This window comes from Bacillus timonensis (assembly GCF_004799755.1).
Taxonomy (GTDB): domain Bacteria; phylum Bacillota; class Bacilli; order Bacillales; family Bacillaceae_L; genus Ferdinandcohnia; species Ferdinandcohnia timonensis_A.
The window spans coordinates 1-15247 of sequence record NZ_SLUB01000076.1 but is presented as its reverse complement, the minus strand read 5'-3'; the positions used below and the strand labels follow the sequence as shown (position 1 = coordinate 15247).

Below are 15247 nucleotides of genomic sequence, written 5' to 3'. Positions count from 1 at the left end.
AGATGTGTATAAGAGACAGTTCAATGTGTTTGACGCTACGCACAACTATTTTCCTATACTGAAACCCTCCTAATCTCCCGATACGACAAAATCCAACACGGTTGAATCCCGTTTTTAGCCTAATTTAACTATGACTTTTAGTGCTAGTCCCAGAAATAGTAATTTAGTATAGTGTGAATACCCAGAAAATTTTGTAACGTTTTAGTGTCGAAATTTTCGTATAGGGTGACTTTTTTACGGTTTTTGTAGATTTATAGATTTTCGGACACGGGGACAGGTCCCTCGTCCCACAGACCTGGGACAGTGAACCTGTCCCTCTGTCCCAAAAAGGGAGGATGAAGATGGCTAAGAGAATTTCAGCATTATTATTAGTTTTACTTCTTGCATTTAGTGGTAGCGCTTTTGCGTTTACTGGGTTTACACCAAACCAGCTAGATGCACAGAAACCGACGAGTGACATCGTAAACAGAGAAGCAACCGATGTACCGAATATCGATCCAGACCAAGAGGTGCGTGTTGTTGTGGAAATGGACGGAGATGCTCCGGTTGAAGTAGCAACCAAAAAAGGTAAAAAGTACGATCAACTTTCAAAAGGGGAAAGAAAGCAACTAGAAAAGGCTGCGAAAAACAAGCAAAAAGCAGCGAAAGATAAAATTAAAGGAAAAAAAGTAAACATCAAGTATGAGCAAGAATTCGATGCGATTGTAAATGGCTTCAGTGGAAAAGTTAAATACGCGGATATCGCAACACTAAAAGAAATTCCTGAAGTTAAAAATGTATTCATCGCAACTGAGTATGAGCTTCCAGAAGAAGAAGCAGACATGAAATACAGTAAAGAGTTAGTTGAAGCACAACAAGTTTGGCGTGACTTTGGCTACAAAGGAGAAGGTATGATTGTCGGAATTATCGACTCGGGTATCGACCCTTCTCATAAGGATCTTGTTCTAACCGACAATTCCAAGGCTGACTTATCAGAGGTAGATGTAAACGATGCTATTTCTGAGTATGCCCTTCCAGGAAAGTTCTGGACGGAAAAGGTTCCTTATGGTTGGAACTACATGGATAACAATGATCACATTGTCGATCAAAATGCAGATACAAATATGCACGGTATGCACGTAGCCGGAACAGTAGCGGCAAATGGTGATGAAGCTAATGGTGGCATCCAGGGTGTTGCTCCAGAAGCGCAATTACTTGCATTACGTGTTTTTGGTGAAAATGTAGCAACTACTTACGGTGATATTTACATTAAAGCAATAGACGATGCAATTAAGTTAGGTGCAGACGTTCTTAACATGAGTCTTGGGTCTACTGCAGGATTCGTAGATGCAGAATCTCCTGAGCAACAAGCAGTTAAGCGTGCGGTTGATAATGGGGTGGTTATGTCCATTTCGGCTGGTAACTCTACGTATTTTGGAAATGGTTATTTTTATCCGTATGCCTCAAACCCTGACTACGGGTTAGTAGGCTCACCAGGTGTTTCCTATGATTCACTTCAAGTGGCATCATATGAAAACACGAACATGATTGTTGATGCAGTTAACGTACAAGTGGGCGAGGGTGAACCATCCCAGGTAATGTATTTATCTGCAGGTCAAACGGAACCAGTAGGTGGGGAAAGCTATGAACTAGTGGAAGCTGGCCTTGGAACTCCTGAAGACTTTGCTGGTAAAGATCTAGAGGGCAAATACGCACTTGTTCAACGTGGGGAAATCGGCTTTGTCGATAAAGCGTTAAATGCACAGAATGCAGGTGCTGCTGGTGTATTCATTTATAACAATACAGATGGAACAGTGAGCATGGCGTCTGATGCAGCCATCACAATTCCACAATTATTCATGTTAAAAACAGATGGTGATCGCTATGCTGCGGCACTTAAAGACGGACAAACAGTTACCGTTTCATTTGATGGAAACCAAATGTCTATTCCAAACACAAATGCTGGAAAAATGAGTGACTTCTCATCTTGGGGAATTACACCAAACCTTGATTTCAAACCAGAAATCACAGCTCCAGGTGGGCAAATTTACTCAACAATCAATGACAACAAATATGCGATTAAGAGTGGTACATCAATGGCAGCTCCACACGTATCAGGTGGTTCGGCGTTGGTATTAGAACGTGTAGACTCTGAATTCGCACTTGAAGGTGCAGCAAGATCAGAGCTTGCTAAAAAACTCTTAATGAACACAGCTAGTCCGGTAGATTTTGATGGAGCACCCGTTTCGCCGCGTCGTCAAGGTGCAGGTTTAATGCAGCTTCATGCAGCATTAACAACACCTGTTATCGTGACCGACTCAAACACAGGCGAATCGAAGGTAGCTCTTAAAGAGGTAAAAGACAATGTTGTTACATTCTCGTTAACAGCTGAAAACTTGTCTGATGAAAGTGCTTCGTATGAGGTAACTGCAAGTGCTCAAACGGATGCCCCTGTTAATGGTGGCGGAGTATATGTTTCAGCTCCTAACATGTTTGGAGCAATCGATTTAGGCGGAATTACAACAGTTAACGGCGAAGCAACAAGCACAATCGAAGTACCTGCCAATGGTTCAAAAACTTTTGAAGTATCAGTAGATGTGAGTGAGTGGGATGAGGATCTAAAATCTATCTTCACAAACGGCTATTGGTTAGAAGGCTTTGTAAAACTAACTGATCCAACGGATACGAATCCAGATTTAGTTGTACCTTATGTAGGCTTTAAAGGTGATTGGAATGCAGCACCAATTTTTGACGCACCAATTTGGGATGAAGCAACGTTCTATGGCACAACAGGAGTATTGTCACATGTTGGCGGAACCAGCTACGAATACTTAGGTGTCAGCCAAGAAACAGGAGATATTGATACAGATCTAATTGCAATCTCACCAAATGGAGATGGAGCTAACGACAATGCAACCTACCTGTTATCGTTTCTCCGAAATGCAAAAGAATTCAACTTATCTGTACTAAATGAAGATGGAAAGCTTGTAAAAGAAATAGTATCTGAAGAGTTTGTCCGCAAGAACTACTACGATGGTGGACAAGGTCAAATGTACTACTTAATCTCTGACTGGACCTGGGATGGAACCGGTAATAATGGCAAGGTTGTACCAGAAGGTCAATATTTCTTACAGGCAGAAGCCACTCTTGACTATGACGGTGCAGAAGCACAAACACTGACAATCCCAGTAAAACTGGACGTAACAACTCCGAAGGTAAAAACAAAACTAGGTAAAGACGGTAAAACAGTCACAGTTGACGTCTCCGACAAAACAAGTGGCATAGCTTACTGGGATGTATACGTCGATGGTGAACCAGTCACAGAGGCACCATACGTAAACGGCGAAACCGAACATGTCTTTGCAAATGAACTCACAAAAGCCCAAACCGTAATAGTTGTAGCAGTCGACTACGCTGGTAACGTCACAACAAACGAAGTAAAAATCGGTAACAAAGGTAACAACGGAACTACAGGAAACAAGAAAAACTAATCTATTAGGCTAGCAATCAATTATTTGGTTGCTAGTCTTTTTATTATTTATGGAATTCAAAGAAAAAGGTTGTAACACAATAAAGAACAATCTGTTTATAGCTTGTCTTGTGTTTTAAGAAACAAGAGGTTATAATTCTAATTAGGTATTCTATATTGAGAACAACGGTGTATGAAAGTTAAATGGAAGATTCTTATGAAATGGGCAAGTAACATTGTGTTTATAGTATTTATTATCATCTCGTTAATAATCATATTCCCTTTACTTCTTTTAAAAAATCAGCAAGGGCAACCACCTTCTATTTTTGGCTATAAAATAATGAATGTCCTATCTGGAAGTATGGAACCGTTATTAGAGCCTGGAGATATCATCTTCGTAAAAGAAATAGATATCAATCAAGTAAAAGTAAATGATGTAGTCACGTATCAAAAAGGACAGCAAACCTTTGTAACTCACCGAGTAGTGGATATCTTTGAAAATCGAGACGATGTATCCTTTCAAACAAAAGGTGACGCCAACAATGTGAGTGATCAAGATTTAGTAACACCAAATCAAATAGTAGGGACATTGAAAATGCATATCCCTAATGTTGGTTCAATCGCAAATGTAATTAAGAGTACAGGGGGCTTATCTTTAATCATCGGGATAACCTTTATCATTTTCCTATTTAGAAGAATAAGAGTTGTTTTTACTCAACAAGTTTAATCCTTAATTAATAAAAAGGATTGGAAAAGTATTGCTGAAATGTTCTTTATTAGGAACAACCTCGATTTTAACTTTAAGGGACTTATAAAAAAATAAAACGACTACCCCTTAAAGTTCAAAATAAAGAACACATGGTGATGGAGGTGATGGGAGTATTTAAATAGATTAATAGAATTGCTGCAATGTTGAGTTTGGAGAAAAAAATCATGTAGGGGTGTTTATGTTGAAAAGGAATACAATTTATATCTTGGTCTCAGCTCTGGTTCTTGTAACGGTTGCTACATTAATAGGAACAGTGGCTTACTTTTCGAAAAGTTTTACAAGTGATAATAACGTTGCAAAAGCAGCCGTGTTCGATGTTGATGTCGTAGGTGCAAATGGGGAAACGATTGCTGATGCACAATTCGACTTAAAAGAAGATCTTACCCCAGGAATGGACACAAGAGAAGTCCTAACTTCGAGATTGATAGAAATAATACAGAACTACCGGTTGAATACATGGTCAAGCTTTTACCAAGTGGTGACCTATTTCCAGCGGATCAAACCTCTCCTGTAGTTTTGACATTACAAAGATTGGTTGAAGGAAAATGGATAGATGTGAATTTTGAAAGTACGTTTAAACCTGAAAATAAAGTAGAAAAATTCAAGGTGTTTGTTGATTGGCCGCATAGTGATAACGATATTGCCTTCCAGGGAAAAACAGGTAATATAAAGTTAGAGGTTGTAGCTACTCAGGTTGATCCAGAGCCGGAGGTTGTTGACTTTGGTAGTGCACAAATGACGTTGTATAAGGATTCCACTTCATCTCAGAACACCATCGATTTTGTCAATATTACAAACTTCAAGCTAAAAAATAAGAAGACTGGAAAAGAATATGCGGTTGGAACTAGTCCTTCCAATCGTAAATATACCTTTGAGATGAAAGATATACCAGTAGGTGAATACACAATCCATTTCGATATGCCAAGTGGAATGAGTGTAAAGGAAATTCAGCTTGGTGGTGCATACAAAGAAATAAATTACGATGCAACAAGCAATCCATTGGTCATTACGAAAGATAAAAAAGAATATGCGAAGATTGTCTTAAAATCAGAATTAACTTTAAAAGAAATCAAGCCTTTGAACGATCTAAAAGTTCCATCGAATATCACAATTGATGATTTTAAAGCAGCACTACCGAAACAAGCGATAATCGTAGATTCAACGAATAAAGAACATCAAGTTGATATTAACTGGGATATTAGACCATTTAATTTTGAAAACTATAAAAAACCGGGGACAACGACCTTGTACAGTGAATTTTTTAAACTGCCTGTGAACGTATCTAATTCTGAGCCGTCACAAAGACTAGAAGTTAAGCTTAAAGTAGTTTTTGAATAAACTCATGAATATAACAAAACTAGGAGAATCTTTCTGGAACAAGGAAGGTTCTTCATTTTTATTGTAAATACTATATTAATTCTCAAATAAAACCCAGTGATGCAAATCCACCCAGCAATGCCTCATTTTACAAAAGGGGGCTATTGAAACTATCCCTGGGGTTTCTGAGAGAATGCAAAGTTCATATACAAAATATAAACATCCAAAATGTTACCCTTTTACCATATTTTATTATATTGTGATATAGTTATTTTTTGAGGGCAGGTAATAATACCTAGTTAACTTGGAGTTTTTATTATAGAGTAGGAGGATATATATTGTACATACTAGACTTTGGAAAACGGTTAATAAGGAAACAGAATATTGGGATATTTATTTATCTTATTTTGAACACAATATTAGTTATGGCTATCTTTGGCGACCCTCTTGTTGGGTTTATCATGTATATCATTTCACTAGTATTGGCTCTTTCCCCAATTGGAGAATGGATTTTACGCTTACAGCAAGGATGTAAACCATTAGCTCGAAAAGAGCATATTGAGCGATTAATGCCTCTTTTTAATGAAGTATATAATAGAGCAAAAGAAATAGACCCTTCTATTCCAGATGGAGTAAAATTATTTATAAGTAAAGACACTGCTCCAAATGCTTTTGCGACTGGCCGCAAAACAATCTGCCTTACTAAGGGAATGCTAGAGTTTAGTGATGAGGAAATAAAAGCAACACTTGCTCACGAATTTGGACACTTATCAGCAAAAGATACTGACTTTATATTAATTATCACTGTTGGAAATATGATAGTTTCGGCACTTTTTATAATTTATCGTATTATTATTTGGTTTGTAGGTATAATGACAAGTTTTATTAACAATAGTTTAAGTTCCTTATTAATGACTTTCTTGATTGATGTTGTATTGGTTGGGCTGATGTGGTTATGGACGAAATTTGGAACTGTTTTGGTCATGTACTCTGTAAGAAAGAATGAATATGAAGCGGATGTATTTGCTCACAAATGTGGTTTTGGTACCTCGTTAATCCATGTTCTAGACCGTATAAGTCAATTTGATGGGCAAACATCCAAGGGGTTATGGGCAAATTTAGCTTCTTCCCATCCAGACCCTGATCAACGAATTGGTAAATTACAAGAATTAAACGATGTAGTAGCCTAAAAAAGTAGGTGTATATTACCTACCCTTAATTGTATTGTATATGAATAGATAGTAGTAATGTTTTTATTAACTTACTTGTTAGCTGAACTTTAAGTATAAGTTACCTGTAAAAAAATAGTCTTTTATACCTATTAAGTTTGCGAAAATAGGCATAAAGTCTCTTTCGCGATTAATATTTCTTATCATATAGTAAATAAGGATTATGCATAAATCGTACGAAATGGCAAAATCATTGAAAGATGATGACGCAAAACTAGAGGGGCTACGGTCTTTTGGACTATGCCAGCCAGTTCCCGAACACGAGGCTCCGTCGATTTATGTTCACAAAATCGAAAGGGGAATATGCGTGAAAAAAGCAATTTACAAAGCAAAATACTATTGGCACAGCATGCAATTTAACAAGAATAGAACCCTATTAGAGGATTGTCTCTCTCAAAAACTCAAATCTCAAATTGAGTCAAAAATGCAATACCATGAGCGTGAAGCAATCAATTATATTACAAAACTATAATTCGGGTCCCGGAAAGAGTACATCGTCAAGCTTGGTACAATGTAGTTTTTCCTCATCCCACCCAAAAAAGGAATGACCCCAACGTACAGGTCATTCCTTTTGCTTAATTTCATTAATACCTTCTTCTACGTTTAATCAGCAAATAAAGTCCGCTAGAAGCGAGCACAAGAAGCAGTAATCCAAATAGACTCATTCCGATGATAAAAGTCATATCAGTACTGTTATCAGACTCTACCTTCGTCGTTTTAATTAAAGTATTGGTTTCGACAACTTCTTCCTTTGATTCTTCAACCACTTCAGGTTCTTCTTCAGTCTCTACCTCAGCATCTTTGGTGGGTTCAATTTCTTCTTCCTCATTTTGAACGGCTTCTGGTGTTTGGTCTTCTTGAGTAGTAACCGAATTGTATGTAGGTTTAGCTGGTTGTTTTGTAATGGTTTCCTTAGTGTTCGTTCTATTTGTATCTTTAGTCGCTGGCTTCGGCTTTACTGTTTTATCTTCTACCGGTTGAGAAGGCTTAGGAATGGGATCCTTTTCTTTTGCCTTTTCCGGATTGGGTTTGGGCTTAGCCGCATCTTGCTCAGGCTGTGGTTCCGGATCAGGTGTGGGTTCGGGCTCTCCGACTGGGTCAGGCTGAGGTTTTGGTGCAGGCTCGGGTTCGGGACTTGGTTCAGGTTCCGGGTTTGGCTCAGGAACAGGATCCGGTGCAGGAATAGGATCCGTAATTGCCTTTTCCAATGAATCAATCGGCTTCAATGCACCAAAAGCAATACTCGGAGAGCTATATGTAATCACCAAACTAATAATAAAAAATAGGTGGAATAAGTTTCTCTTCTTCAAATCGATTACCCCCACTGATGTTAAAACTAAACCTATTCTACCATATTTATCCTTACCACTTATCTTGAAAAATAAAAAAAGTTAAAAAATACAACTTATCGAATCCATCGATTACCCAATCATTCAAACTTCTGAAAAAATCCGCAGCCACTACAGGCTCTACCAATCTGTTTCTTCGTAATAGGGTTTATATAATAAATTTCATAATGTCCACAAACGGAACATTCCATATCATGAAAAACTTCGCGGGGACCAAATACTACATCTAGTATGAATTCGAAAGCCACCTCTACCAAATCCCTTCCTAAAAGTTTTCTTAAAAATAGCATAGACACCTAAAAAATTTTGCTGTTTCTTGTCTAGTTCAAAAGAAAATCTATCAACATCCTTCAAAAAATCCTTCTTACTTTGGGACACTAAACCTGTCCCTCTGTCCCAAATCGGCAGAATAGGTACAAAGTGCCAGATATATTTATGCGATTTTTGTAGATATTTGTAAATTCCTTGTTTATAATTACCTTTAGACATAACTTATATCGACAAACAAAACAGGAGGACAAAATGGAAGAAACAATTAGTTTAAAAGAGATATTCCAGACGATTCGTAAGCGTCTTTGGTTAATAGTAATGATTACGGCAGTAGCAGTGGCAACTGTTGGTGTTGTGAGCTTCTTCTTTTTAACACCAGTCTATCAATCTTCTACTCAAATTCTAGTGAACCAAAAAGCCTCGGATCAGCCATATTTAAACCAATCTGACATCAGAACGAATATTGACCTGATTAATACGTATAACGAAATCATTAAAACACCTGCCATTTTAGATCTCGTGAAGAAGGAACTTAACCTTACTGAACCGTTAGGTGATCTAATCACAGTTGGCAGTTCGAATAACTCACAGGTGATGAAAATTACCGTTGAGCACACAGACCCACAGATGGCAGTAGATATTGCAAATACAACAGCGAATGTATTTAAAAATGAAATTGTAACGATTATGAATGTGGATAATGTAAGCATCCTTTCACCAGCAGTGGTTCCGGAAAATCCAGTACCGGTAAAACCAAATCCAATGCTTAACATGGCTATTGCTTTAGTTGTTGGGCTTATGGCAGGAGTAGGACTAGCGTTCTTGCTAGAATACTTAGACAACACAATCAAGACAGAACAAGATATCGAAAAATTATTGGAGCTTCCAGTATTAGGTGCTATAGCTCAAATTGACCTTGAGGAAGAAACGAGAAAAGCGAGCGAATCAGGAAAAAGTAGAAATAAAGGAAGAGGTGATTCTCTTGGCGCGTAAAAAATCAAATCGAAAACAGTTCCAAATGCAAAATCGTAGTTTAGTGACCATGCTGAACCCGAAGTCACCTATTTCTGAACAATACCGTACAATCCGTACAAATATCGAATTTTCTACAGTGGATGAAGAGATGAGAACAATCATGGTTACATCTTCAGGTCCTGGTGAAGGAAAATCAACGACAACGAATAATATTGCGGTTGTCTTTGCGCAGCAAGGAAAAAAGGTATTATTAGTCGATTCAGATTTACGTAAACCAACAGTGCATTATTCATTTAGAATCAACAATCACACAGGATTAACAAATGTATTAACCAAACAAGAAACTCTAATAAATGCAGTTCAGGCAACAGAACAAGAAAATTTATTTGTCTTAACAAGTGGCCCGATCCCACCAAACCCTGCAGAATTACTTGGATCTAAAGCGATGGACCAATTCATTAATGAAGTAAAAGGTCTATTTGATGTTGTTGTATTCGACACACCACCTGTTTTAGCTGTTACTGACGGGCAAGTATTAGCAAATAAAGTAGATGGTGTAGTAGTAGTAGTAAGTAGTGGGAAAACCGAAACTGAAGCAGCACTTAAGGCAAAAGAGACCCTAATGAATTCAAAGGCAAAGCTATTAGGAGTTGTCTTAAATAATATCAAGAGAACGGAAAGCCAATATTACTACTATTATGCTCAAAAATAAGAATATTAGTTAAAGCAAGCGGGGAATCGACAAAAAAGGAAGTATTTAACTTGTGTAAATATTTCCTTTTCGTTTATATGACATTATTCGACAAAATTCCCCCGTTTCTTCTGATATACTACTGTGGTACTATACGATTGTAAGCATTTTGGTAGTATAACTTGTCGAAATAAGTAAAGGATAGAGGATGCGATTTGTATGATTGATATACATTGTCATATACTCCCATATCTTGATGATGGGGCAAAAGACCTAGATGAAACAATTGAAATGGCAAAAAGTGCTGTGCAAGAGGGTATTACGAAAATAATCGCAACTCCTCATTATAAAAAAAGAGAATATGAAAATTCAAAAGAAAAAATTCTACAGACAGTTGAGATGGTAAAAAGAGAATTATCTCAAGCGAAAATCCCCCTAACAATCTTACCAGGACAAGAACCACGCATCGATGGTGAGCTCTTACAGGACTATCAAAAGGGTGAAATACTCTCCTTAAATAATGGTGAAAAATACTTATTTATCGAGTTCCCAAGCGGTCATGTACCTCGCTACTCGGAACAGCTATTGTTTGATATTCAATTGAATGGACTTACGCCTGTAATTGTCCATCCTGAACGAAATAGCGAAATCATAGAGAATCCCGATATCTTATACAAGCTAGTGAAAAATGGAGCATGTACACAAATTACGACATCAAGTTTGACTGGTCATTTTGGTAAAAAGATTAAGAAGTTTACCTTGCAATTAGTTGAATACAATTTGACGCATTTCCTAGCATCAGATGCTCATAATCTATCAACTCGACCGTTTCGAATGAAAGAAGCATACGATGTGCTAGTAAAAGAGTACGGAATTGCTGCAGATTACTATTTTAGAGAAAATGCGGAGCTTTTACTAGAGAATAAGACAGTTATAAAAGATACACCCGAAAGGATTAAAGTTAAGAAGTTATTTGGATTGTTTGGTTAAAAAACCATTTCTTTAAATTGGTCATTTATAAAGGGTTTTACGTTTTTATTGTTTTATACATAGAAACGAAGTGAAAGGGGGGAAGAGCTTGTCTTACCGAAAAAGATTAGGATCTTTAGTTATCATTGATTCAATTATCGTATTAACGGCTATTTATTTCAGTTATTTTTTCTTACAACCTTATTTTAATATTTTTACTAGCACTGTATTGTTGATAAGCTCTATTACTCTTTTAATAAGCCACCATGTTTTTGCGTATGTTTACCGTTTATATAAAAGAGCGTGGGAATACGCGAGCATCGGGGAGTTAATCAGTATTGCAAAGGCTGTTACTTTCTCCATTGTGATACTTGGTATTGTACAAGTACTTGCATTTGGCAATGTGTATGTTAGAGTTTTGATGCTCACATGGATGATGCATATTATCTTTATCGGGGGATCACGCTTTTCATGGAGGTTGTTTCGTGATGCGTTTTACCGAGAGTCACAGGATAAGAAGAGAACCTTAATAATTGGTGCAGGTGCAGCAGGTACGATGCTGGTTAGACAGCTACAGCAAAATCACGATTTAGAATTAAAACCAATTGCCTTTGTGGATGATGATCTCAAAAAACAAAATCTTCAAATCTATGATCTGCCGGTCTTAGGTGGAATTAATCAGATAGAAGAGATCGTTAAGAACAAGAATATCGAAAATATCGTTATTGCCATTCCTTCGTTAAATAAGAAGGGACTGAATGATATCTTCCAGGAATGTAGCAAGACAAAAGCAAAGACGCAAATTATGCCACTGATTGAAGATGTCATGCTTGGAAAAGTGACAGTAAATAGTTTCCGTGATGTGCAGGTCGAGGACCTACTTGGAAGAGAGCCTGTCAAACTAGACACAGAAAGCATTTCTGAATATTTAACAGATAAGACCATTCTCGTCACAGGTGCAGGTGGTTCAATTGGTTCTGAGATTTGTCGACAGGTAAGCTCGTTCAACCCGAAAAAACTTGTACTAGTCGGTCACGGGGAAAACAGCATCTACCAAATCGATATGGAGCTACGCAATAAATACAAAACACATTTTGAAATCATCCCAGTCATTGGCGATGTACAAGATCGGAACCGGATGTTTGAAGTCATAGAAAGACATGCACCAGATGTCGTGTATCACGCGGCAGCCCATAAGCATGTTCCTTTAATGGAGTACAATCCTAAAGAAGCTGTGAAAAATAATGTGTTTGGGACGAGGAATGTCGCAGAGGCTTGTCATACGTTTGGTGTGAAGAACTTCGTCTTAGTTTCAACTGATAAGGCTGTTAATCCGACGAATGTGATGGGTGCGACGAAACGTATGGCGGAGCTTGTGATTCAGAATCTTGCTCTTTCGAGCAAGACGAAGTTTGCAGCGGTACGGTTTGGGAATGTGCTTGGAAGCCGTGGTAGTGTAATTCCGTTGTTTAAGAAGCAAATTCAGACAGGAGGACCAGTTACGGTAACTCATTCTGAAATGACTCGTTATTTTATGACAATTCCAGAAGCTTCACGGCTTGTGTTGCAGGCTGGTGCGTTGGCTCGTGGTGGAGAGATTTTTGTATTGGACATGGGTGAGCCGGTTAAGATTGTGGATTTGGCAAAGAACCTTATAACCCTTTCGGGTTATACACTAGATGAGATTGAGATTCGATTTACCGGACTTCGTCCTGGGGAGAAGATGTTTGAAGAGCTGTTGAATGAGGATGAGATTCATTTGGATAAGGGGCAAATTTATCCGAAGATTTATATTGGTAAGACGTATAACCTTTATACGGAAGAGGTTAAGGAGATACTTGCTAATGGGTTGGAGCTTGAGGTAGGAGAATTGAGTAAGAGGTTATTAGATTTGGCGAATAATCGGGTTGAGGCGAAAGAGGGATCATTGGTTTCGATTGTGAATTGAGTTTCTTATAGTAATGTTTTTGCTGGAAAGTGATTTGCTCTTGTGAGCTTGTGTTTTGGACGATTTTTTGTTTGTGCCACTTTTCCAGCCCTTTCGAGCTTGACTTTTTTTAGGAATTAAAAGTATGAAACCATGCAGCTCATCGAGCTTTATTTAGATTAAAGATAAATGTGAAAGGGAGTCGTTGAAATGAAGGTTAGAAAAGCGATTATTCCTGCTGCTGGACTTGGTACAAGATTCTTGCCGGCGACTAAGGCAATGCCCAAAGAAATGCTACCAATCGTTGATAAGCCAACAATCCAGTATATTGTTGAAGAAGCGGTCGAATCGGGGATTGAGGATATTATTATTGTGACGGGAAAAACAAAGCGTGCCATTGAGGATCACTTTGATATTTCATACGAATTAGAGCAGAACCTAATTGAAAAGGGAAAACTTGAACTATTAGAAGAGGTTCGTAAGTCATCAAGAGTTGATATTCACTATATCCGTCAAAAAGAGCCAAAAGGTTTGGGACATGCGGTTTGGAGTGCACGTAAATTTATTGGTGATGAGCCGTTTGCGGTTTTACTAGGTGATGATATTGTGCAAGCTGAGAAGCCTTGCTTGCGCCAGTTGATGGACGAGTATGAGAAGACGTATTCGTCTGTGATTGGGGTTCAGACTGTTCCTGAGGAGGAGACACATCGATATGGAATTGTTGAACCTTCGGTTCAAAATGGGAGAAGATATCAGGTAAGTAGTTTTGTAGAGAAGCCTGCTCCAGGTACTGCTCCTTCTAATCTTGCGATTATGGGTAGATATATTTTGACTCCTGAGATCTTTATGTTTTTAGATAAGCAGGAAGCAGGTGCTGGCGGAGAGATTCAATTGACGGATGCAATTCAGCAGTTGAATGAGATTCAGCGAGTGTTTGCATATGATTTTGAAGGTACGCGTTATGATGTTGGGGAGAAGTTTGGGTTTATAAAAACCCAGGTGGAGTTTGCGTTGAAGAAAGAGGATTTGCGTGAGGATTTGTTAGAGTATTTGAGTGAGGTTGTGGAGAGTTACAAATTAAAGGTTTAAATATTTATTATTTTGGCTTCTCTTGCGAGAAGTGTAGTAATTTTTTTGTTTGCCCCTCTTTCGAGGAGCAGAGTATTTTGTTTTTTTGGTGATGTCTTCTTACCGCTATCAATGAAGGCACTCGGCTATGCTGTGGGTTGAAAAGCCTTAGACACTGGGTTGTCGGTAGTGTGGTGTGAGGTGGGGTTGGATGCCCTGGATATAATTTTAATGAACTAGATTTAATGTGCACCTTTGAGTTGACAGTATTTCGGCAAGATTTGTTTCTTGTAAATGATAAATGTAATCTCGGAGGTGCGATTAGAATGAGAAGTAAAGATAAGTTTATAGATGGTAGATTAGGTTCAAGGGGCTTTACCTTAGTTGAGGTTATTGGCGTAGTTTTTATTTTAGGAATCTTGGCGGCAATAGCAGTTCCTACTGTGATGAGCATTATTGAAAATGCCAAGAGGGATGTTTGTAATGTTAATAGAGGTAAGTTAGAGAGGGAGTTTGAGACTGAGTTACAGTTGAATGGTATTGATTATTCTGAGTCTGTGTTTAATCAATTTTTAGTTGAATTTGAGGAAGAGATTTGTCCTGTCGGTGGAGAGTTTTATTACGCTGATGGGAAAGTTGAGTGTAGTGTGCATGGTGAAGATACAGAAGAAGATAAAGATAAAGGTAATGGTGAGGTTCCTTATTTGTGAGATTTTGTAGCTCTACGAGCTTAAATTTCCTTTCAAGATTGAATGGTGGGTGGGAACTGAGTATCGTTATTAGATAACCACAACATATAGTATATTTTTTAGAGGAAAACCCTTTTAATATACAATATATGGATTTTATCTATATGACATAGTACCATTTTGTTGGTATAAAAAGATAAAACGGCCATTTTTCACCTATCTTTTGGAAATTTGGAATTTGAAAACGTTGATTTAACGGGCTTTTTGGATTCCTTAAATTGGAAAAATGATTGAATAAAACCTCGGAACTGACTATCATGCTTAGATTGAACGCTAGAAACCTTGCGGGATAAGGGTTTGAGACTATTTTAGTGAGATTTATAGATTGATTGAATGGTCTATATAATAGGAAGAAACTCGGTTTAGGAAGGTAAATGCAAGAATATCTATTTCGTATTTGGGAGGTAGATTGAATAGATATTACGAGGTGAGTATTGGAATTTGATAAGAAAACACAATATGTAGTCTGTCTCTTATACACATCTT

At 37.8% G+C, this 15247-nt stretch carries 13 protein-coding genes and 1 riboswitch; of the genes, 12 read left to right on the top strand and 1 reads right to left on the bottom strand.

Going from position 1 to position 15247, the window contains the following annotated elements; translation table 11 throughout:
* Window positions 1-341 precede the first annotated feature (341 nt).
* From E1I69_RS22225 to E1I69_RS24550, 6 genes are all read left to right on the top strand, one after another.
* Entirely contained in the window at window positions 342-3470 is a 3129-nt protein-coding gene (locus E1I69_RS22225) for a S8 family serine peptidase (protein ID WP_136381717.1), read from the top strand.
* Window positions 3471-3665: 195 nt separating this feature from the next.
* Window positions 3666-4175, top strand: a complete 510-nt coding sequence (locus E1I69_RS22220; RefSeq protein ID WP_161974967.1) for a signal peptidase I — start codon at window positions 3666-3668, stop codon at window positions 4173-4175.
* A 220-nt stretch (window positions 4176-4395) separates the two neighbouring features.
* On the top strand, window positions 4396-4731 hold the full coding sequence (locus E1I69_RS22215) for a hypothetical protein (RefSeq protein ID WP_161974966.1): 336 nt from the start codon (window positions 4396-4398) through the stop codon (window positions 4729-4731).
* Window positions 4674-5555, top strand: a complete 882-nt coding sequence (locus E1I69_RS22210; protein ID WP_161974965.1) for a hypothetical protein — start codon at window positions 4674-4676, stop codon at window positions 5553-5555. The genes E1I69_RS22215 and E1I69_RS22210 overlap by 58 nt, the downstream gene beginning before the upstream one ends.
* Before the next feature lie 317 nt (window positions 5556-5872).
* Complete coding sequence (locus E1I69_RS22205) at window positions 5873-6724, top strand: zinc metalloprotease HtpX (RefSeq protein ID WP_136381713.1); 852 nt, start codon at window positions 5873-5875, stop codon at window positions 6722-6724.
* Between the two features lie 212 nt (window positions 6725-6936).
* Window positions 6937-7022, top strand: a riboswitch (cyclic di-GMP riboswitch).
* A 48-nt stretch (window positions 7023-7070) separates the two neighbouring features.
* Window positions 7071-7235 (top strand): hypothetical protein, encoded by a 165-nt coding sequence (locus tag E1I69_RS24550; RefSeq protein WP_154670436.1) that lies wholly within the window; start codon window positions 7071-7073, stop codon window positions 7233-7235.
* A gap of 112 nt (window positions 7236-7347) precedes the next feature.
* On the opposite strand, the gene E1I69_RS24545 is transcribed toward E1I69_RS24550, so the two are convergent.
* Window positions 7348-8073 (bottom strand): hypothetical protein, encoded by a 726-nt coding sequence (locus E1I69_RS24545; protein WP_154670435.1) that lies wholly within the window; start codon window positions 8071-8073, stop codon window positions 7348-7350.
* 561 nt (window positions 8074-8634) lie between these two features.
* On the opposite strand from E1I69_RS24545, the gene E1I69_RS22185 reads away from it, so the two are divergent.
* The 6 genes from E1I69_RS22185 (at window position 8635) to E1I69_RS25360 (ending at window position 14722) form a co-directional block, all read left to right on the top strand.
* Window positions 8635-9375 carry a YveK family protein gene (locus tag E1I69_RS22185; RefSeq protein ID WP_136381711.1) on the top strand — a complete coding sequence of 247 codons (741 nt, stop codon included), beginning with the start codon at window positions 8635-8637 and terminating at the stop codon, window positions 9373-9375.
* Window positions 9365-10069 carry a CpsD/CapB family tyrosine-protein kinase gene (locus tag E1I69_RS22180; RefSeq protein WP_136381718.1) on the top strand — a complete coding sequence of 235 codons (705 nt, stop codon included), beginning with the start codon at window positions 9365-9367 and terminating at the stop codon, window positions 10067-10069. The genes E1I69_RS22185 and E1I69_RS22180 overlap by 11 nt, the downstream gene beginning before the upstream one ends.
* Before the next feature lie 198 nt (window positions 10070-10267).
* Window positions 10268-11038: a tyrosine-protein phosphatase gene (locus E1I69_RS22175; protein ID WP_136381710.1), complete on the top strand. Its 771-nt coding sequence runs from the start codon at window positions 10268-10270 to the stop codon at window positions 11036-11038.
* An 88-nt stretch (window positions 11039-11126) separates the two neighbouring features.
* Window positions 11127-12965, top strand: coding sequence for a polysaccharide biosynthesis protein (locus E1I69_RS22170; protein WP_136381709.1), 1839 nt, complete (start codon window positions 11127-11129; stop codon window positions 12963-12965).
* Between the two features lie 189 nt (window positions 12966-13154).
* Window positions 13155-14033, top strand: coding sequence for a UTP--glucose-1-phosphate uridylyltransferase GalU (gene galU, locus E1I69_RS22165; protein WP_136381708.1), 879 nt, complete (start codon window positions 13155-13157; stop codon window positions 14031-14033).
* A 305-nt stretch (window positions 14034-14338) separates the two neighbouring features.
* Entirely contained in the window at window positions 14339-14722 is a 384-nt protein-coding gene (locus tag E1I69_RS25360; RefSeq protein WP_136381707.1) for a prepilin-type N-terminal cleavage/methylation domain-containing protein, read from the top strand.
* The last annotated feature ends 525 nt before the right edge of the window (window positions 14723-15247 follow it).